Source organism: Kordia sp. (genome assembly GCF_965283645.1).
In the GTDB taxonomy this organism is placed as follows: Bacteria; Bacteroidota; Bacteroidia; order Flavobacteriales; family Flavobacteriaceae; genus Kordia.
Genome location: NZ_CBDIPG010000001.1, coordinates 4,721,174 through 4,742,268, shown reverse-complemented (window position 1 = coordinate 4,742,268; position 21,095 = coordinate 4,721,174). Strand labels below are relative to the sequence as shown.

The 21,095-nt window shown below is 33.6% G+C and carries 18 protein-coding genes; 4 read left to right on the top strand and 14 right to left on the bottom strand.

Annotated features, from left to right (window positions below):
* Positions 1 to 38 precede the first annotated feature (38 nt).
* The 13 genes from ACQ654_RS20855 to ACQ654_RS20795 all read right to left on the bottom strand — a co-directional run bounded on the left by ACQ654_RS20855 (position 39) and on the right by ACQ654_RS20795 (position 13,401).
* Positions 39 to 2,168 carry a phage tail tip lysozyme gene (locus ACQ654_RS20855; protein WP_430412277.1) on the bottom strand — a complete coding sequence of 710 codons (2,130 nt, stop codon included), beginning with the start codon at positions 2,166 to 2,168 and terminating at the stop codon, positions 39 to 41.
* A 186-nt stretch (positions 2,169 to 2,354) separates the two neighbouring features.
* The gene (locus ACQ654_RS20850; protein WP_430412276.1) at positions 2,355 to 3,026 is read right to left on the bottom strand and encodes a hypothetical protein; all 672 of its coding nucleotides are present in this window, start codon (positions 3,024 to 3,026) and stop codon (positions 2,355 to 2,357) included.
* A gap of 7 nt (positions 3,027 to 3,033) precedes the next feature.
* The gene (locus ACQ654_RS20845; RefSeq protein WP_430412275.1) at positions 3,034 to 4,536 is read right to left on the bottom strand and encodes a PASTA domain-containing protein; all 1,503 of its coding nucleotides are present in this window, start codon (positions 4,534 to 4,536) and stop codon (positions 3,034 to 3,036) included.
* 3 nt (positions 4,537 to 4,539) lie between these two features.
* On the bottom strand, positions 4,540 to 5,244 hold the full coding sequence (locus ACQ654_RS20840; protein ID WP_430412274.1) for a hypothetical protein: 705 nt from the start codon (positions 5,242 to 5,244) through the stop codon (positions 4,540 to 4,542).
* A gap of 11 nt (positions 5,245 to 5,255) precedes the next feature.
* Entirely contained in the window at positions 5,256 to 6,788 is a 1,533-nt protein-coding gene (locus ACQ654_RS20835) for a hypothetical protein (RefSeq protein ID WP_430412273.1), read from the bottom strand.
* Between the two features lie 30 nt (positions 6,789 to 6,818).
* Positions 6,819 to 7,292 (bottom strand): hypothetical protein, encoded by a 474-nt coding sequence (locus ACQ654_RS20830; protein ID WP_430412272.1) that lies wholly within the window; start codon positions 7,290 to 7,292, stop codon positions 6,819 to 6,821.
* A 5-nt stretch (positions 7,293 to 7,297) separates the two neighbouring features.
* Positions 7,298 to 8,242 (bottom strand): hypothetical protein, encoded by a 945-nt coding sequence (locus tag ACQ654_RS20825; protein ID WP_430412271.1) that lies wholly within the window; start codon positions 8,240 to 8,242, stop codon positions 7,298 to 7,300.
* Between the two features lie 29 nt (positions 8,243 to 8,271).
* The gene (locus ACQ654_RS20820) at positions 8,272 to 8,814 is read right to left on the bottom strand and encodes a hypothetical protein (protein ID WP_430412270.1); all 543 of its coding nucleotides are present in this window, start codon (positions 8,812 to 8,814) and stop codon (positions 8,272 to 8,274) included.
* 6 nt (positions 8,815 to 8,820) lie between these two features.
* The gene (locus ACQ654_RS20815) at positions 8,821 to 10,641 is read right to left on the bottom strand and encodes an OmpA family protein (protein ID WP_430412269.1); all 1,821 of its coding nucleotides are present in this window, start codon (positions 10,639 to 10,641) and stop codon (positions 8,821 to 8,823) included.
* A 22-nt stretch (positions 10,642 to 10,663) separates the two neighbouring features.
* Complete coding sequence (locus tag ACQ654_RS20810; RefSeq protein WP_430412268.1) at positions 10,664 to 11,206, bottom strand: hypothetical protein; 543 nt, start codon at positions 11,204 to 11,206, stop codon at positions 10,664 to 10,666.
* A 1-nt stretch (position 11,207) separates the two neighbouring features.
* Positions 11,208 to 12,269 (bottom strand): hypothetical protein, encoded by a 1,062-nt coding sequence (locus ACQ654_RS20805; protein ID WP_430412267.1) that lies wholly within the window; start codon positions 12,267 to 12,269, stop codon positions 11,208 to 11,210.
* Between the two features lie 364 nt (positions 12,270 to 12,633).
* On the bottom strand, positions 12,634 to 12,819 hold the full coding sequence (locus ACQ654_RS20800) for a hypothetical protein (RefSeq protein WP_430412266.1): 186 nt from the start codon (positions 12,817 to 12,819) through the stop codon (positions 12,634 to 12,636).
* Positions 12,820 to 13,023: 204 nt separating this feature from the next.
* Positions 13,024 to 13,401 carry an STM3941 family protein gene (locus ACQ654_RS20795; RefSeq protein ID WP_430412265.1) on the bottom strand — a complete coding sequence of 126 codons (378 nt, stop codon included), beginning with the start codon at positions 13,399 to 13,401 and terminating at the stop codon, positions 13,024 to 13,026.
* Between the two features lie 159 nt (positions 13,402 to 13,560).
* Between ACQ654_RS20795 and ACQ654_RS20790 the strand changes: the two genes are divergently transcribed.
* The 3 genes from ACQ654_RS20790 to ACQ654_RS20780 all read left to right on the top strand — a co-directional run bounded on the left by ACQ654_RS20790 (position 13,561) and on the right by ACQ654_RS20780 (position 17,188).
* Positions 13,561 to 14,889, top strand: coding sequence for an alkaline phosphatase D family protein (locus tag ACQ654_RS20790; RefSeq protein WP_430412264.1), 1,329 nt, complete (start codon positions 13,561 to 13,563; stop codon positions 14,887 to 14,889).
* Positions 14,890 to 14,983: 94 nt separating this feature from the next.
* On the top strand, positions 14,984 to 15,490 hold the full coding sequence (locus tag ACQ654_RS20785) for an endonuclease V (RefSeq protein ID WP_430412263.1): 507 nt from the start codon (positions 14,984 to 14,986) through the stop codon (positions 15,488 to 15,490).
* 219 nt (positions 15,491 to 15,709) lie between these two features.
* On the top strand, positions 15,710 to 17,188 hold the full coding sequence (locus tag ACQ654_RS20780; protein WP_430412262.1) for a hypothetical protein: 1,479 nt from the start codon (positions 15,710 to 15,712) through the stop codon (positions 17,186 to 17,188).
* A gap of 1,038 nt (positions 17,189 to 18,226) precedes the next feature.
* Here ACQ654_RS20780 and ACQ654_RS20775 read toward each other — a convergent pair.
* Positions 18,227 to 18,892 (bottom strand): zinc-ribbon domain-containing protein, encoded by a 666-nt coding sequence (locus ACQ654_RS20775; protein WP_430412261.1) that lies wholly within the window; start codon positions 18,890 to 18,892, stop codon positions 18,227 to 18,229.
* A gap of 239 nt (positions 18,893 to 19,131) precedes the next feature.
* Between ACQ654_RS20775 and ACQ654_RS20770 the strand changes: the two genes are divergently transcribed.
* Entirely contained in the window at positions 19,132 to 20,541 is a 1,410-nt protein-coding gene (locus ACQ654_RS20770; protein ID WP_430412260.1) for an MBL fold metallo-hydrolase, read from the top strand.
* The last annotated feature ends 554 nt before the right edge of the window (positions 20,542 to 21,095 follow it).

Below are 21,095 nucleotides of genomic sequence, written 5' to 3'. Positions count from 1 at the left end.
AGCTAACAATAACACTAAATAACTCAGCTTCTAATGCTCTAAAGTGAATCATTATATGCATCTAATGCACTACTAGAATTGCTTCTTCTATGACCAAAAACAGTTTGCACATTTGGATTTGATCTTGGAAGTTTCGCTCCTCCAGATAAAATAGCCCCTGGAATTTCAAAATTATAAATCACCTCATCACTGGCATCATTAACCGAAACACCTGTAGCAGTAATAACCGTATATACTCTATTATACGTCCCTATAAGTTCGGTTACCAAATAATCAACTTGTGCTTCCATATTAAATACTATATTCTCGCCATCTTGTCTTCCTCTAAAACTATGCTGAAATAAACCTTCTCGCCTGTTTGCTGTTGTCCATTGTGCTAAACCAACACCTGGTTTTTTAGGGCCAGTTCTTCCGCTATAACTTCTATTCATAATTTGTTCTGGCGTGAAATCTGTGGTTCTTCCTGAAAAATTCCGCGCACGCATCGGAGTTGTTATTGCACTACCTTCTACCCTACTTGGAAGCACGCCCGATTCGCTATAAAGGTTTCCTACCAAACCAGCGGCGCCGTTTATGGGGAAATTATAATTATCAATCAGCAATCGCATCACATATACTTTACGTTCATCTCGTGAAGTGGCGCTCCACTCTGTTAATGGTTCAGCTTGTACACTACTTACCAAACCTAACATATGCTGGGCTCTTTGCAAACTAGCTTGTCTGCTTGTGTCTAAACCACTAGGTACAGTTGCTAATGAAGCTGTAATTTTAGCTAAAATTCGCGCTCCCGATTCTTGGTTTGCTACTAATGTAATATCTCTATTTACCGTATGTTTCATAAACTCCAATGCTAGGTCAAATGCTCCACTTCCTACCAAATTAAAGACTTCCAAAATAAATTGTTCGTTTGCTACTGCGTTTTGAGTCGCTTTTGCCATTAAAGCTATACCTCTTGAAAGTAAATTTGGTGTTGTGTCTAAAAAGTCCTGTGCTTGTTGTCGTAAATTTGCAGGTGTTATATTGGTTAAAATTTTTGGTAATTCATCTAATAAGTCGCTCCATGAAGCATCAAACGAACTTGCCAAATTTCTTATGATTAACGGATGTAATACGCCTTCATTTGTTGTTGTATCAATTCGTATGGGCAAAGGAAAACGCATTCCTATTTTCCAATTGGTCATTGCTGGCGGAACTGCCGCTGGTGGAATTGCTAATTTATATCTGTTAAATACTAATAATCCTTTTGCCAATTCAGTAGCAGTTAATGGAGTTGTGATATTTGGTGTTGTAGATCCTTCTGGTGTAAATGGTTTTGCGGTATTCCAAAATGGTAATAATGCCGCACCAATGGCATTAATTTTAGTGGTTGGTCCAATGATTAAAAATACATCTTGAAAACTTCCTGGCGGACCAACTCGTGTTGTCAACATCGGGTTTGTTTTGATCAATTGTCCGCCCAACGCTGGCACAGCATTTATTGTTGCTTGTGTTTGTAATGTGTTTGGCGTATGTGTTGTTGCCGTTGGATCGCCGTCTTTCTGAATGGTAGTTTCGCTACTTTTTTGCTGTACAACATGCGTCAATTCGTGTGCTAACAATCGTTTCCCTGAAGTTGAAGTTGGATTGTATGTATTGTTATTGAAATAAATATTGTTTCCGTTGGTGAAAGCTTTTGCGCCAATATCGCGACTCATTTGTATAGCTTTCGCATCTGTATGAATTTTTACAGTATTGAAATTTCTCCCAAATCCAGCTTCCATTTCTGTTTTTAAAGGATTTGATAACGAAGATCCACTTCCTTTCGTAGTTTGTAAGGTAGATTCAAATGATGCTGATGGAGTTGCATTGCCATTGCTTGACGGTTTTAACTGAACTTGACTTATTTCTTCCTTTTCCTCTTCTTTTTTTCGTTGTAAATTTGGTTTTATTTGATTTGTTGAAATGACATTCTGAATTGCATCTTTTTTGCTTTTATTAACGATTTTTTCGCCCATAGCATCCGCTTCTTTTTCATATCTATCATTTGACTGACCAATGGCTAATTTTGCTTGAATAAAAGACGCTTCTTTAGATTCTCCAATGAAATCATTTGTTCCACTTGGTTTTATGAACGATTGCTGACGTTTCTTTTTTGGTGCTGCTTTGGTAGTTGCAATTGGAGCTTTCATCAGTGGCTTATTTTGAAGATTTACAATAGTTACAGTTAAAAATAATTCTTATTCTTATCAACTAAGTAAGCTTTTCACCTCTTATCTACAGGGATAAACACCTTTTTTGCATGAAATTAAAACATAAAAACCCTAACACAAACGGTTAAGGTTTTTACATAACTAATCATTTTAATAAATATGTAATTACTCCAAAATAATTACATCATCCGCACGGATCAGACGTGGTTTGTCTGTATCAAATGCTGGAAGCTGGCTGGTAAAGGTTGATTCGTCTGTGATGGTTTCTTCATCAACAGATTCAGCAAATGTGAATCCTAAACCATATTCTGCTAATAGTGTTTTTATTTCTGCAAAAGTTCTTTTTTCAGTTGCTTCGTTTCCGTCTGAATCCGTTCCTGTTTTTTCAATAACATTCGGTAAAAAACGAATGATTTGTGCATCTGTTGGTGGCACTGGAACTATATCAAATTGAATTTCCGCTGTAGCATTTAATCCTAAATTGTATTTATTCGTATTGGAAGCATTTACAGGTGTTGCATACATTTTTGGTCGAAATGCGCGACTATTTTGACTGGTACTTCCTGTACTTTGTTGTGATATTGACAATGAAATTTTTGCTTTTGCAGTCGTTTTTGGAATCGTATAAAATGTTGGTTGATACCCTACTTCTCGTAACATTTTTAAGGTTTCCGAACCTTTATCCGGATCACTATTGTATATATCTAATGTTTGCCGTAGCGAACCTTCATCAAGTGCGGCTTGCGCTTCGCCAACACCTTCTCCAATAGCGGCAATAAAATCTCCTAATGGCGCCGCGAAGGCATCTTTTACGTAATCATATGAATTGCTTGACATAATTTTTTTAGTTTATTGGTTTTGCGAAAATTACTATTACTTCTTGTCCTTCTGTTATACTTGTATCTGCCGCTGGCGATTGCTTGAATGATTGTCCTACAATTAAATGATCATCATTTGTTGGATGATAAACCGCATCTAGTTTTAACCCGTTATTGAGCAATATTTTTCGAACAGCCGTTTCGGTTAATCCTAAAATGTTTGGCATTTTTTGACCTTCATCAGTCACAGTCGTGGCATTTGGAACAATATCAATACTTATATCACTTATAGCTGCACTGTTGATGTCTTTTGCAGTTTCAAAATCTAACAAACCGAATATCGTTCCTTCTGGACCTTTTTCTACAGTTGTTTTAAGATTTAAAGAAACATTTGCCAATTTATAACGTGAATTAATCAGTTCTTCATCCGCTTTTATGACATCATTTACAATACTACCGTACACTTTACTTGCCGATAGTTTGTTTGGATGTTCGGTTACTTTAAAATCTGTAGCTTCTTCTAATTGTCTTTCCAAGGTTACAGTTTTACGTTCTAACGATTTTATCAATGTCTGCTTGGCTTGTAACTCCACATCTTTGGTTTCAACAATTAACTTTTCTTTTTTAACCGCTTCTTTCAATACATCAATACTTGCTAAAAACGATGCTTTTTCTTGATTTAAATTATCTCTTTCTGTAGTAATATTTGAAACTTGTTGTTGTAAGTTACTTTTATCTATGCTGATGTCTGAAACTTGTTGTTGCAAATCGTTGTATAATACTTCAAAGTTATTGTTGCCTACGCTCACAACTTCCATTGCTTCAATTTGATCGCGTTGTGCTTGCAGTTGTGTTTCTAACGTAGCCTGGTTTGTTTCAAGTGTTTGTCTAAGTGTTCTTTCGGTTGCAAGATTGGTTTTTACGGTTTCCAAACTCACATTTAAGTTAGCAACTTCTTGTGTGCTATTTTGAATATCATTTTGAAGTAATTCACGTTCGTTAGACAAATTAGCAACAGCTTCATTTAGCCCTGTAAGTTGTGCCATTACATTCTCTTTTTCTTCTTTGATAACGCGAATTTCATCCGTTAATTCAAACATAGAAACTTGTGAAGCAACAACCAAATGATCACCTTTTGAGATAAATTTGTCTGTATGCAACAACCAACTTTTACTAAAATCTATTGTTAGATTCGTATCTGCTTCAATTATTGCTTCAAATGTTGTTGTAACAACTTCAGGAAGTCTATTTTGATCATTTACTTTTATAATTCTGAATGATGGTGTTCCGCCAGATTTTAATACTTCACGGACAACACGTATGGTTTGATTCTTTGTAGAAATCCTAGAAGGAATTGTTACTGCATGCACTAATTTTCCGTTTAATAAAGGAATATCATCTGTTAATGACAACCATGATTTTGTATGTACGTTGTAAAACTGTATTTGTACTTTAACCGTTTTTGCAGGTTTATTAGCTACATCATATAACAGATGTTTAAACTGAATACTATTTATATTGACTGCCATGACTTATTTTTGAATTGAGATTTTAGTGAGCACATTTCCTACATTTACTTCGATAATTAAAATATGTCCGTTTGCAAAATCAACAGCATCAACTGTCACTTGTGTTTTTGCTTTACCATTGGCATCTGTTCTAATTTCGCTTGTGTTTAAGAACGAAGTTCCATGACCTAATGTCGCATTAGGATTTAATAACTCAGTTTTTGTTTGATGGTAATTAAACTCAACCAACGCGTCTGATATCTTTTCGCCTGCAGCGTTAAAAACCTCAACATCGATATCATATATATGAATATTTGACGTTTGCTTGGGCGTTGCATTGATAATCATTTGCGGCAATCCTTCATTGGGAACAACTGCTACAAATCGTCCAGAAATTGTACTCGTTACTTTGTTGGTTGCTTTTGTATCTGTTGTTGTGTTCGCAACAGGTTTAAAAGCCAATGCACGTTCATATCCTTTATTGTATGCTCGCGAATATGGAAGCGATTCTGGACTTTGAGAAGTTTGTGTTTCCGTACTCGTTTCTTTTTCAAACTCTGCTTCTACTTGCAAATTAAAGTCTAAGTATGGTAATGTATATAAAGTATTCGGTCTACCAAATTCATCGTAAGGTTTTACATTCCTGAGATGATTTTGTGCCTCGTTTAAACTATCGGAAATTCCTAATAGTATTTGCTTTAGCGTTAATGCGTTATTTACTGTGCTCATTGTGTATATTTTTAAAATGAGAAACTGTCTTTTTTCTTTTTGACATTTTTCAAGCCGTCTACATCTTTCTTGATGCTTTTTATCGTATCAAGATTAATAGCTAGCTTTTTATTCCCGACATCAAAACCGTGTGTTTCTTCTTTTTTTGTTTGTTTGTTTTGCAAAAAATCAAAATCGAAACCATTCGTGTTTTTTTTATCATTAATACTAATAAAATCAACCGCTTTTAGCTTTCTATCAAACAGTTTCGCAACCTTTTGAGTTTTGTCTAACTGCTTAGTTGCGGTATTGAATAACTTGTCAACTTTATTCAGTTTCTTTCCAACTTTATTTACGATTCCAATTCCTTGAGACAAACCGTTGCTTACTTTTTTCAATTCTGAAGATTTTACAACAGAAGTTACTTTTTCGATTCCAGTTTGTAGCTCATTTCCAGTTTTTTGAACCGTGTTGATCGTATTGGTTACTTTGTTCAGATTCTTTCCAACTTTATTAACAATTCCTGTTGCTTTTAATACACCTTTGCTCACTTTTTGCAATGCAGGTGATTTTGCAACAGATGTTACTTTTTCAATTCCTTTCTGTACATCGTTTCCAGTTTTTTGAACTTTCCGAACCGTTTTTGCAACTTTCGTTACTTTTTTAGCGGTCGTATTAACTAATTCAATCTTTTTAGAAGCGGCTTTCACAATTGGTTGTAATGCTTCAAGTTGCTTTTTCTGAACTGAATTATTGATGAAAGAAGTTACGCTTTTCGTGCCTTTTTTTATAGAATCCGAAATTGTTGCAACTGGTTTTTTCTTTTTAGAAATTACAGCTGTTGTTTTCCGTTTTCCTATATTTTTTAACAGTGTTTTTTCGTGCCTTTTTGGTTTTTGCGTTGTTGGCTTTTTTACTGTTTTTACAGGAATTCCTGTTGTTGACTTCTTTCGTATCTTCGTAAAATTGTCAACAAGTGTGTTCTCTTTTTGAACTTTTTCACCATACTGAATAATTGTTGTTGGCTTCTTCTTTTTTGATACGATTGTTCTCGGTTTGTCTACCTTCTTTTGAGGTTTTGGAATACTTGAAACTGGCTTAGAAGCTTTCTTTTTGCGTAAAAAATCGCTATCAATTTTTGCTTTTTTGCTTTTCTCAGAAATTGAAGGAACGTGTGCAATATCTTTCTTTTTCGGAGTAAAAGATGGTTCCACATTCCAACGATCATCATGCTTTTTTCGATGGCTTTCTTTTCGTTTTTGTCGCTTTGCTGTTGCAGTTTGTTCTTCTTTCTTCTTTTGATCAATCGTTTTTATGTCATTCTGATACCTTTTATCTACATTCGAATCTTTCTTCTTACCAGTCAATGTTGCCATTTGATCTTCAAGCTGTTTTTGCTCTTCAATTAATGACTTTAAGTTTGAGTTAAATTCGGCTACATCTTCTAATGATTTGTCTGTTTTCTTTCCTTCTGGAGAAAGTAGCGAAGTAATTTCTACAAGTTCTTCGTTTTCCTTCTTTGGAGTTTCTTCTTTCTTAACAAAACTTTTCCAATGCTTAGCCATGTGTATATATTTGGTATTAGAATTTGATATTTATATCGGTTTTTTACTATCCAATTCAGCTTGAATCATTGCTTGTAAACGTTGTTCAAATACTGGTGGATTTGGAACGGTTACTAATTTGGTTCTGACTAATGAACTTGCTTCTGCAGAGTATTGATATTTTTGTGAATAGCTAGCCGAAACGGAAGCACTTACAGCCGCAAATCCGACACTAAATCCTCCACTTACAGATACGGAAGCTCCAAATTCTCTTGATTCCATCATGGAAACAGACATTTTACATTCAAAAAATGTATCTACAAATTGGTAAAATGTTGGTGTAAAGCCTAAAGACAATAGGCTATATTCTTCTCCGCCCATTTCTACTTTTGTATTTACAAGTTCTTTTGCCAAATCCATAGAAACTCTATCCAAAGCTCGTTGCGCTTCTGCAATCCCTATACCCAGAGACTTGATCATCTCGGGTAAGGGTGCATTTTGTATTTCTCTGGTAATTCTTCCCATGAATACTAGTTTTCTCCTTCTTCTCTAGCAATTGCCATTTGCTGTTGAACACGCTCTTCTAATGCCGCTGGTGGCGGGATTGGAACGAGTTTCGTTTGTAACAAACTTGAGCCTTCTGCGGAATAGCTATATTTCTGAGAAAAATTTGCATTGACTTGCGTAGTAGTTACTGTATTATTGGCTTTTAAACCTCTTCTCCAGCTAAAACCAATACTTCTGTCCGTACTTTTTGAATTTCTTTTGTATTCATACGAAGACGAACCTTCTCTCGTAAACTTGATTGTGATCGCAACTTTGATAATTGTATCAACAAATTGATAGAATGTTGGCGAAAAACCAAGTTCTAACATGGATAAACGTTGTGGAAGAAATACTGTTCTTTCTGGTGTACCTGGCACTAACATTTTTTTCCCAGCAATTGCAACTGGTATTTCCTTTCCTGGATCACCATTTAACTCAACATATACACTATTTTCTGAATCATATTTATAAAACGTAGTAGTTGGAGATTGTCCTGAGGTTACATGTCTATAATATACACCCGCATTTTTTTCATTATCAGGTGTAAATTTTGTAGTGTTAGTTTTTGGATCTCCAGTAACTTTCACTATTGGTCTATCGAAAGCTGGTTCTGTTTCTCCAGCTTGAAGTTTAGATTCAATAGATGCTCTATACGCTTGATCTGTGTTTGAATTGTATAATTCGACAGCATCTGATAATTGTAATTTTTCCTTTCCGAAAAATACACGACTGTCTTTGAAGTTGATAAATTCTTTTCCGTTAATGGTAGATTTGACAGGACTTAATCCGCCCATCATTTCTGCTACTTCGATTGAGTTAGAGTCTAACGCCATTTGTGCATTGGCAATAGATGTTGCCATTTTCTCAATCATTTCTCCCATAGGTACATTTAGTAACTCTTGCCCTATTTCTGGATTTTTATGAAACATAATTTTTGTTTTTTTTAAAATTGTTATTTTTATTTATCTATTGTTGATTTTAGTATTTCAAAATAAATATCAGGTGCTGGCAATGAAACTATTTTTGCCGCAATTGATGATGAGCCTTCTGCCGATGTAGAATATTTACGTGCATAATGTGCTGATATAGAAACTCCAAACATTTGTGTAGAGGTGGAATCGTTGCTTGCACTATTAGAACTCGTAGTAGTACCTGAAGTATTGCTATTGCTACCGCTCGAACTGTTGTTTGAGCTACTGCCTTTTCCAAAGCTGAATCCTAATGCGCCTCCGTAGCTTTCAGATTCAGCCATAGAAAATTCCATTTTCATTTCTACAGAAGCTTCTGTAAAAGCATAAAATGTTGGTGCAAAACCAAGGCTTAATAAATTATATTCTTCATCACCTATATTAATTTTTACCGCTGCCAATTCATTTGCCAACCGAATAGAGTTTGCATCTAACGCCGATTGCGCATTGGCAATTGACATTCCGAGCTTTTCTAACATCATCGGCAATGGAGCATTGGTAATTTGTTGGATTACTTTAGGCGTTGTACTCATCAATAATTAGTTTGAAGTTGTGGTATTTGTTAACGATTGAATGTAGTTTTCTAACGCTGTTGGTGGCGGTACTGAAATCATTCTGGCTGACACCGAAGCATTTCCTTCTACAGACATGTTAAACTGTCGTGCATATCGTACATCTAACGAACCACTAATTGCCAACGAACGATCTCCTTTAAAATCTTGAGAAGATTTCTTTAGTTTAGAAAATTCATTTTCCGTTTCACCAACATAAATTTCTGTTGATTCTTTATCCATTGTGGTAGAAGACTCATTATTCACTTTTACATCTACTTCTTTGTTTTCTTTGGAATGAATAAAGTAATTGATCTTCGTTTCTTCATGTAATACGTAATACGTTTCATTTACTTTTTCCATGAATAACTTTCCGTGCTTTGCGCTACTACTTCCCGAAAAAGATAAATGATTTGTATTCCCTTCTCGTAACGTATACGTATCACCTCCGTATGTAAAAACAACTTTTGTATTTGCTGGCGTTGGCGTGTTATCAGCTGCTACATATACAAAGTAATCTGGAGAACTATTCGTTTGTGGACTTGCCGAAAGACCTATTTGCCCACCATTAAATAAGATGTAATCTGGTGAACTCGCTGGAAATTCAACTGTAATTTTACGAATAGCTGCATCTTTTGTTGTACTCCCACTTGCTAAAGACTCACCTTCTGTTTCAGTTTTCACACGCGTATTTGTAAATGTTACACCTGCTATTTTGCTTAATTCGCTTCTGAAAGCATCCGCTCTTTTTTGCCCAAGTTTTTGGTTATAATCTGTATTTGCTTGACTTGTACTTCCACTTCCATCTGTAAATCCTTTAACTGTTACATTTAGTGTTGTATCTCTTTTGAGCAACATTGCTAATACGGTCATGTCATCCTTATTAGTTGCATCAGCTTTGACTCCTGTAGAATAGGTATAATCAATATCAAATTTATCCCACCCAAAATAGAATTCAAATACTTTTTTACCTGCAACTCTATAAATTCCTGTTGAATTGATTCCAACTACAGTTCCACCATTTAAAGTTCTTGCATTCCCTAGTGTTGTTGTAAAATCAACTTCTTTATTAAATTTCTTAGCTGGACTTCCTGTTTTGATTGTGATTTGTGGAATTGATGAACTTGAAGTCGGTACATACGTTGCATCTAATTTTAGTAACCCTTCAATATCTGTATGAATATAAGGTTCTCTAATAACTACATATCCACCTTCTTTTGCAATATACACTTCTGTCGCTGTGATATTATCAAGTACTTTTTCGTCTTTGATTACACTTTCTACACGAAGCTCTTTCGATTCATCACGCATTTGTTCTTTCGTTTTTTCTATTTTAGAATACGAACCTTCTTCTTTGTGAACTTTAAACGTTTTTTCGTTGATGCTAATATCTTTAGAAGTTTTGGCTTCTAACGAGATGTCTTTTTGTGTTTTGGAATACTGACTTAACGATTCTTTTTTGCTGTCTTTTAAATCATCAAAAAAGTTTTGGTCAAAAGTTTTGTTGTTTTTGTAATCAACAGCTAAACTAAAGTCAACTTCAACTTCTTCTTTGACTGCCATTTTTAAGCTTATTTGTGCCGAAATATCAGCATAATCAAACGCGTAAAATGCAGGTTGAAATCCTAGTTCTAGTAATGATTTCCCAGCTACTTTACTTTCTGAAAGCCTTATGAGCTGTGATACCGAGTTCGTGTCGAGTCGCTCTTGAGCCTCTGCAATTCCCAGAGCGAGCGCTGTTACCATACTACTCACGTCTACGTTTTGTAGTATTTTTGATCCTTGATCAAATGTTTTAATGTCTGCCATTTTTTGTTTCGAGTTTTAAGTGTTAGAAAGGAGAAACGCCTTCAGGCAAATCCATGGCAATTTTTGGATTGACTGATTCTTTTCTCACAATGAAATAATTATGTTTTTTTTGTAATCGTGTTAATTGATCTCTATTGACTTTGTATCCTCTTTGTAACCAACCTAAAAGTTCGTCTGTAATTGGTTGTTTGCCTTTTCCAAGGTCTTTTTGAACTTCTTGTAATAGCTCTTTTGCTTCTTCAGGTTCTTCTTTTAGTACATGCTGAATTGCTTGACGTTCACTAACAAATCCATTGTGTTTCCTTACTAAAACATCTTGTTCTTTTTCTTGCAAGAACGAACGATAGTTTTCGCAAAACGATATTACCTGATCATGCGCTCCTGAGAGTTCCAACGATTCCATTACACATTGACTGTAATGTTGGTAAAACAATTCGCTATCTTCTCCTTGCTGAGCCAATTTCATTGCTTCTTTGTAGTGACGTAATGCTTCTTTATGATTTTTGTCTAAAGCATGTATTTTTCCACGTTCAGCAATTCTGTAGTGTAACATATTTGTTTCCATATTAATTGATGATTTCAGGGTTACACGTTAGTTGTTCTAATTGTGCTAAGAGATATCTAGCAATTAATGGAGGAACTTCCTCTTTGCTTATCCAGCTTGTTGCACCAGCTTTTGGCAGTTCTTCTTTGGCGATAAATTGTCCGAGAATGGTTGCTACTTTTTCTACATCTTCAATGTCTTGAACTTGTAGTCTTTTCTTAAAGTTGAAATCTTTTTCAATAGTTGTTGTTAATCCAATTGAAGAACAATCAGTAACAACTGCTGTAGCATTTTTTCTATTTGTATTTTCAAACAATACAATTGGAAGTGCCGCATGCACATCTTCTAAAATTTCTTTTGGCATTCCTACTTTTTCAACCAAAAACGTGGCATGTGCTTCGTTTGAAACATCAAAATCTTCTAACATTACTGTTACAAGTTGATGACTTTGATTGATCAGTTTTACGGCTTTATTTGATTGGTGTTGTCGCCATAATAATTGAGAATTATCATAGGATACATTTTCAATTACGTATGCATCATCCGTTTCTTTTGCTTTTACTTTTAAAACCTTTTCGATGTTTCGTAACTGCGTATTTTCAGCCTTTTTACTAATTAAGATTGTGTATGCATCTTTTCGAGGATTTGAATAATGCACATTTGCATCTGTACGTTTTTGCAATGCTTTTGCCGTAGCAACAGATACATTTCCAAGTACAATACTTGGTTCGTTTAGCATTAAAGTTAATACTTCTGATTGCTTACATCCTAAAAATGTAGCAAGTTGCGCTGTTACTTTTGGCAACATCAATATAGCGTCTAAACTCACGCTGATATCAACTAACTCCGTTGTTAAATCGACCGTATCTTCTTCTGTATAAATAGAAACATCTAAGCCTAATTTTGTAAGTGTGTTTTCTGCTTTTTGAGCGGTTTCTTCGTCTACTTTTTGAAATAAGATAGAAGGTGCGTTGTACAATAGTTTTAAGATGTAATCTTGCGGAACTTTTAAAGCGTCCGATAGTACTTTGGATGCGCTTGGAGTCGCATTTCCAATAGAATTGATAATTACTGTGTTTTCCATTTGGTATGAATTTTATTAAAATGATTTTGTAAAATTATATCGTCAGCAATGGAGAAACAGGTGTGAAATTCCTTTTTATGATATGGTGTTTTTACCCTTTTTAAAAAGGTGCTTTTAGGAGAAAATCTTGATTTTATACTACTTATTGAATGATAGAACTTACGTGTAAAATGCAGTATGATTTAAGCATGATTTTTAAAACGTAACGTAACTATTTGAAATGATGAAAGTTGAAAAAGCAACTGCTTTTTGGAAGTTGTAAGACTTTTACTTGAAGATATTTTCAGATTATTGTTTGATACTTTTAAGACATAAAAAAAGCGAACCGAAGTTCGCTTTTAGCAATTTTTTATGTGCGTTATACTTAAAGGCACTTACATGCCGAAGCATCGTCATCTGTTGGTGCTGGCCCTGTTGTTCCACATCCACCTTGTAATGAACAAAATACTGAACATAAGTCAGATGTTCGTGTTCCTCCTGTTAACTCATCAGATGTTAAACTTGAGATTCTTTTTTTTCCTAATGCTAATTTAAAATTTTTCTTTTTCATGATTATTTTTTTTTGTTTTTATAAATATAATGATAAAGAATTGTAGGATAAAGAATATGAGACTGTAAAGACAAAATTTATAAAATCATTAACATTTTCGACTATTTTATGTTAAAAATTACACATTTCACATTTACTATAACCTAATAATCAGTATTTTATAGTGAATACGATTAAAAATTAGCATGGATTTTTATATTCATACTAATCTTCTAAACTCATCTTTACTTTTTCTAATGAAACATGAAATAGTGACTCAGAAAGTACTATCGGACTTCCAAATCGTTTTACGTTAACATGCATTATTTTCGTGAAAATATTGCTTTTGTCTTTCAAGAATCTTTCTTGCTTAGTTAGCATAATGACAATCGCAGTAAAATTTATTCCTTCTTCAATTTTAAAACCAGTGATGAATTCCCAAGGAATAAAACCCACTTCATTACCATTACTTGTTATTCCGTCATCGGTAACAATACCAGTTGGCTTGCGCAATGCTAACCGAAATAATCCGCAAGCACCTAGTAAGAATAAAAATCCAAAAAATACATAACAGAGAATTCCTGAAAAAAATAGAGGTTCCATTTGTTTAATTTTTTTAAACTGTTTTTTGGTATGTAAAGAAACGTCATATACCGAGATCTAAAATAGAAATAATTTTGAATAGATTGTTCATAAGTAATAACCTAGATTTCATCTGAAAGTACTTTTTTATGTTGAAATTTGCACTTTAACTTAATTCATATGATAAAAAATATAGTATTGTCATGCCTTTTTGTATTGTGTTCTTTTGTAAGCTTTGCACAAGAATCTTTGTTACAATCTGGTCCAATGGTTGGGTATTCCGATTTTAGAGAAGCGTTAATTTGGGTGCAAACTACAAAGCCAGCTTCAGTGAAAATTGGTTATTTTACTACTGGTGAAACCGAAAAATTTACAAAAACAATACAAACAACTCTTGATGGTGATTTGATTGCGAAGTTAACACCAAATGAAGTTGAATATGGAAAAACATACACATACAAGCTCTACATCAATGATGTATATGTGTCTAGAGATTACAAGCTAGAATTTCAAACACAAGCATTATGGCAATTTAGAACGGATCCGCCAGATTTTAAAATTGCATTGGGTTCGTGTAGTTTCATCAACGAAACAAAAGACGATCGTCCAAAACCATACGGAGATAAATATCAGATTTTCAATTCTATATTGGCAAAAAATCCCGATTTAATGTTATGGATTGGTGATAATATGTATTTACGAACACCTGATTTTATGACAAATACAGGCATTCGTCATCGGTACAGACATACACGCACTACGCCAGAATTACAAGCATTGCTAGGAAGTGTACATCATTACGCAACTTGGGACGATCATGATTTTGGTCCAAATGACGCCGATCGTAGTTATGTAAATAAAAAAATAACGGAGAAGACATTTAACGAATACTGGGGAAATCTAAATACAAATGCCGCTGGAAATGGTGGCGTTACCCAACATTTTGCTTGGAATGACGTTGAATTTTTTATGTTAGACGATCGCTATCATCGTGCTTCCAATAGAGATCCAAATAAAGACAAAGACTACTTAGGAAAACAACAACTCAATTGGTTGATTGATGCATTAACGACAAGTAGAGCTACGTTCAAAATTGTTATAAATGGCGGACAAGTGGTAAGTGATGTTGCTAAATTTGAAAACTATGCAACGTATCCGACTGAACGTGCAGAATTATTTAATCGTTTACACGAAGCTAAAATTGAAGGTGTTCTCTTTTTAAGTGGTGACAGACATCATACAGAGATTTCTCGTTTGGAACGTACTGATGCGTATCCGTTAATTGATATTACTTGTTCTCCGTTAACCGCAGGAACACATTCTCCAAGAGACGAAGGCAATACGCTACAAGTAAAAGACAAAACATTTTACAACCGAAATTTTGGAATCATTGAAGTTTCAGGAAAACGTAGTGAACGTGTTTTACTTTTAACTATCTATGATTCTGACGGAAACAAAGCATTTGATTATACTATAAATGGACAAGATTTACGCTATCCAAGAAAGTAATTTCTACACACAAATTATATATCAAAACCGTCAATTTTAGAAATTGGCGGTTTTCTTTTTTTATTTTTTTAGCTTAGCGCGATAATTCACAACAATGATACTAGCTACAGATATTCACTACAAAGAAACGTATGCAAAAGCTGTTTGCGTGGCTTTTAATTGGGAAGATGACATTCCTGAGATAATATACACGGCAACCATTGATGAAGTAGCTCCGTATGTTCCTGGCGAATTCTACAAAAGAGAACTTCCGTGTATTCTAAAAGTACTAGAACAAATTGATTTGAAAGATATTGAAGCTATTATTGTAGATGGACATGTATTTATCCATGATGATAAAAAATACGGTTTAGGCGGTTATTTGTGGGAAGCGTTAGACAAAAAAATTCCAATCATAGGTGTTGCTAAAAAATCATTTATCAATACAAAACAGGTTTCTACACCTATTTTGCGTGGAACAAGTGAAAAACCCTTATTTGTTTCTTGTATTGGAATTGAAAAAGAGAGTGTTCTCAAAAAAATAAATCTATTACATGGCGAACATCGAATGCCAACAATTTTAAAACTCTTAGATGTTGTTACGAAAACAGAAAAAAAATAACAACGAAAATATTTAATATTGTAAATCAACCACTTACACAATCGAACTATCATTATTTCTTACCGTTTTTGCGTAGAATTTCATTATCTTTTTACGTAATAATTTAAGTTTTTAGCACAAATCAAGTATTTATACGCTAGTATGGTATTTCTTTTTTGTTGATTTTTGAATTACTAATTACACTAAATAACAAATCTAACCATATTAATAACTAAAGAAATGAAAACCGTAAAACTATTAAAAACTGCCATGCTACTTTGCGTAGCTATCGTATTTTTTCACTCATGTGAAGAAAAAAAGAAAGAAAAACAAACTGAAGATACTGAAAAAACTTCTTCTAAAGCAAACGCACAAACTACCTATGAATTAGCGGAAGGTGATACGGAAACAACTCCTTGCGAGTGTGATTCTGATTGGTTTCCACATTCGCAAACGCCAGCTCCCGAAGAAGGTGCAAATAGTCCTTTTGCGGCAAGTGAAACTACAAACTGTATTTTTCACCAATGGTCATGGCAAAAATTTCTATGGTTAACTGTCCCAAATTCAGCTACGGATGATACGCCTGCATTTTTTAAAGAAACAATACAAGTTGACCCATTTATGAATCCTGTAACGATTCCGAGTGGCGTATCGCTTGTATTATCTTCATCAGAAACTGGACAAGCTGGGTCTAGTGGGATTTTAAAATCAAATCCTAATTTCAATACGAATGGTACAGCCGGAACAGTATATTATGCTATCTATATGAATTCTACAATGAATGATGCCGCTAAAAAATATGCTAAAGAACTAGCTAATGGAGGTTTGGATGCCAACAATACGGAAACATTCCCTGTAGGATCACTAGAATTAAAAACTTCTTGGATTTCAACATCTGTAATTCCTGAATCAGATCGTGGAAATTATTACACTACAAATGCAAGTGTAGACGGAACAACAACAGAAGTAGCCATGTTGGGTATGCATGTTGTTGGCGTTGTAGAAAATCATCCAGAATTTATTTGGGCAACATTTGAGCACAATAGTATGGCGCCTGCTTTTGATTGGACAAAAGGAACTGCTAGTGCAAATACTGAAACATTATTATTTAAAAAAGGAAGCGTTTCTACTATTGATGGAATTCAATGGAATGGTACTGCTCCAACTGCGGCTAGCGAAGCATATACACTTTTTGAATATGGAGTTCCGAGAGTACAAGGAGCGCCAGATACAAACTTTATGAAAACGAGCCAGTCTGAACCTGAAAATTATAACAATATCAAAAACATCAATAGTTGTGTTGCTGAAAAGTTAGACGATGTTTGGAATAACTATGCATATGATGGCTCTATTTGGATTAACACAGATAACATGACGCCTACACAACAAGCTGAATTATTAGTAAAAGTTGGAGATACACTTGGAAATGCAACACCAGGATCGATTGCAAGAGGTTCATTAAACTCCGCAAATGTTTCTATGGAAACGTATACGCAAACATTTCAGACGAGTTTAGATAAAATTGAAGCAAGTAACTTAGCAAACTGTTTATCATGCCATAGTGCACAAAGTTTTAGTGCTGGACAGCCTATATCTCCATTATACATAAGTCACGTATTTAACGGATACATAGAAGCACAAAAAGGAAGATCTAAGAAAGAAATTAATTTAATGAAAGTAAAAGAATTTCAACGGGAATTTATAAATCCTAAGAAATAATTGTAGTACTACAAAAACTGGTACAAATAAAAAGAGAATCCTCAGGGCAAAGGATTCTCTTTTTTATTTTTAATACAATTTATCAGATTGTTAACACTAGTAATACTAAATATTAATAGCACTAAAATAATGTAGTTACAACTTCTTATCGTCACAAAGTCGATGAAATAACATCTACATATGGATAATTGGTCGTTTTATATCGATAAGCTTACATAGTATTTATTCTTTTTTTTAAATTGATATATCGTTATAAAACAAAAAAAGAACTTTTGGGGGCACAAAAGTTCTCAATTTATATACAATTTACCAGATTGTAATATTATCGTAATACTAAATATTCAATACAAATATAAGTGTATCAATACATAATATAGGTAAAAGTCGATCAACTTGCCATACTCTATAGACGAATGACGTTATTAGGACGACTAACACTGTAACAAGACTCTTTCTTTCAGAAAATCAATGACTTAAATAAACTTAATGAATCTTTTTTTGCAATTATGGAAAGTATATCCAAAGCAAAAGGAGTGTTCCCCAACACTCCTTTTTAATTGTAGAATAATAAACCTCAACAAATACTCATTGAAACTTATTTCAAAAGTAATAAATCCTATTGATGTAACTCTTATATTTTCTATAAGCGTAGCAAATAGTTAATAAGCGTTAAGAAATGTATAAAAAACAAAAAGGAGTGTCCCCCAACACTCCTTTTGCATAAGAAATATATTCTTCTTTTCATGGAATAAAATACCCAATTCGAAAATTTTAATGAAGAATAAATAACCTAAAAAACCTGTGGTAAACTTAGCTAATGTAGATAGAATATAAAAGAAACATAATACGTAATTTATAAATTACGTGCTAGTAAATAAAAACATAAATAACTAAAAATCAACATATAACATGTAATTTACAAGAAAATATTATACGAATTATTATTCACTTTATTTAGCTCAAAATTTCGTCTGTTTTTACAAAAAGCGCATAAAAAAAGCGAGCAAACGCTCGCTTGGTCCTCAATATTTTTTATTCTTAATTCACTTCTTGAATTTCTTTTACTTGCAATTTATCAATTAATGTTTTGTACATGTCTTTAGGAAGTCCACACGCAATTAAGTATTCTTTCATCAATGCTTCTTCAGCTTTATCAATAACTCCGTCGGCTAGCAATACAACTCCTGCTTGTGCTAAAATATTCATAATTGCTTCGGCAGATAACTCAGTTCGTGCTTCATTTAACAAGTTAAACACAAAGTTATCCTTGTTCTGATCACGCTTCACACGTTCCATAATTTCTATTAATTCAGTTTTTATATCATCAAATTGTTCAATTGCATCTTTAATTTCACGTTCTTCTTCAACAGCAAAATCATTATCAATGACAGACATATGCGTCATTGTTGCAATTAACGCCTTTGCATAAACATACCGTGCTTGATGTTGCGCATTATCTTGTATAGATTGTGATTGCCCTAAAAGATCTTTAATTTTCTCATTATAGGCACTTTTACAATTACTGCATTCATAAAAACGATCAACAACATCTAACGGAATTACAGGAATAAAAAACAATGTAAACCAACGTCTGTATAACTTATTTACTAAACTTCCGTTGTCGCAATTAGGACAACTATTCTCCAAAACAGGACTCTCACTTACCGTATGCTTGATTCCTCTTGTTCCAAAAACTATAAACATATAAATTCCTTTTTTGTAAATATAACATATTTTATGTGGTAAAACATAATTGTAATTTACATCTACGTGTGTTTTTTTGCATCAACTTTTTACTTCTTTACAATATATATTTGCATTATATAATGTACCGAATTGCTACATTTACAACAAATTACTATAATTTTTAACAAATAAATACAATGCAAGCACAGTATGTATACTAGCAATCTTTGTTATATTTGTGCCGCAAATACAGCATTATGAAGATTGAACAAATTTATACAGGTTGCCTAGCACAAGGTGCTTATTATATAGAGTCGAATGGCGAAGTCGCTATTATTGATCCATTACGAGAAACCAAAGTGTATATTGAAAAAGCTAAAGCGAATAAAGCAAACATTAAATATGTTTTTGAAACACATTTTCATGCAGATTTTGTTTCCGGTCATATTGATTTAGCAAAAGCAACTGGTGCAACTATTGTTTTTGGACCAAACGCAACAACAAATTATGATATATATAGTGCGAAGGATAATGAAGTTTTTAGCATTGGAGATGTAAAAATAAAAGTATTACACACGCCAGGTCACACACTGGAATCTACTACGTTTTTATTAATTGATGAAAACGGAAAAGAACATGCTATTTTTTCTGGAGATACTTTATTTTTAGGTGATGTTGGACGACCAGATTTAGCTATTAAATCTGACCTAACAAAAGAAGATTTGGCTGGTATGTTATTCGATTCATTACGTACAAAAATAATGCCTTTATCAGATGATATTATCGTATATCCTGCACATGGAGCTGGTTCTGCTTGTGGAAAAAACTTAAGTAAAGAAACTGTTGGGATTTTAGGTGAGCAAAAGCAAACAAACTATGCATTGCGTGCAGATATGACAAAGGAAGAATTTGTAAAAGAAGTATTAGACGGAATTGCGCCACCACCACAATACTTTTCAAAAAATGCCCTGATGAATAAATCTGGATATGCATCTTTTGAAACTATTCTGGAAAAAGGGAATGTTCCATTAACACCAGAAGCTTTTGAAGCAATTGCGAATAAAGAAAATGTATTAATACTAGATGTTCGCCCTCAAAAAGATTTCTTATCGGCACACATTCCTAATAGTATTTTTATTGGATTAAACGGAAGTTTTGCTCCTTGGGTTGGTGCGTTAATTACCGATTTACAACAACCTATATTACTAATTGTTCCTGAAGGAAAATCAGCGGAAGCTGTGACACGTCTTTCACGAGTTGGTTACGATAATACGCTTGGGTATTTAGAAGGTGGAATTAACGCTTGGAAAGCTTCTGGAAAAGAAACAGCTAGCATTACGTCTATCTCAGCAGCAGAATTTGCAAATCGTTTTAAAAAGAATACGCTAAATGTATTAGATGTTCGTAAAGATGGCGAATACAAAGCAAAACATATTGAAAGTGTACAACATTTTGCACTAGATTATATAGATAAAAATATGAACGAGATTGATGCTAACAAAGCATATCATATTCATTGTGCTGGCGGATATCGTTCCGTAATTGCGGCTTCAATTTTAAAAGCACGTGGTTTTCATAAAGTGACGGATGTTGCTGGCGGATTTGGAGCCATTAAAAAAACAGATATACCGTTAACAGAATTTGTCTGTCCTTCTACCCTATCCTAAATAGATAAATTAAACATATATAAATCCTTTTCTCTTCAATGCGGAAAGGATTTTTTTATATGTTGAATTTAATAATGCTGGTTTAGAGAAACGCAGTAAAAATATTAATACAACTTTCGTTCGATCAAAATTAACGAAATTGCCTTCTTTTCCGTAGTGTAGTAAATCTTTCTCTTTAAAAATTTTGAAGCTTTGGGAAAAATTTAGAGAAAGATTTTAGGTTTTAGCTTTTTCAGCTAAAAACACCTCTGGAAATGTTTGCATTCATGAATACCTTAATTTAAAAATATAAGTACGTGAACTAAAAGTACCCTTTCTTTTGTGAAGCCTATACTGAACCTGTTTCAGTATCTTTTGGGCAAACAAAGAAAATGAAAGATGGAAACTTGAAACGGACTGTTAACTTATAAAGCTAAAATTAACTAAGGTTATATAAAGCGTTATTTAATATAAAAAGTAACTTTCCTAAAAGTACCATTCATTTTCTGTTCTGCACTATTTATCCTCTAAAGCACGCTATACTTTTGTTCTATTCAAAAAAAGTATCACAAACA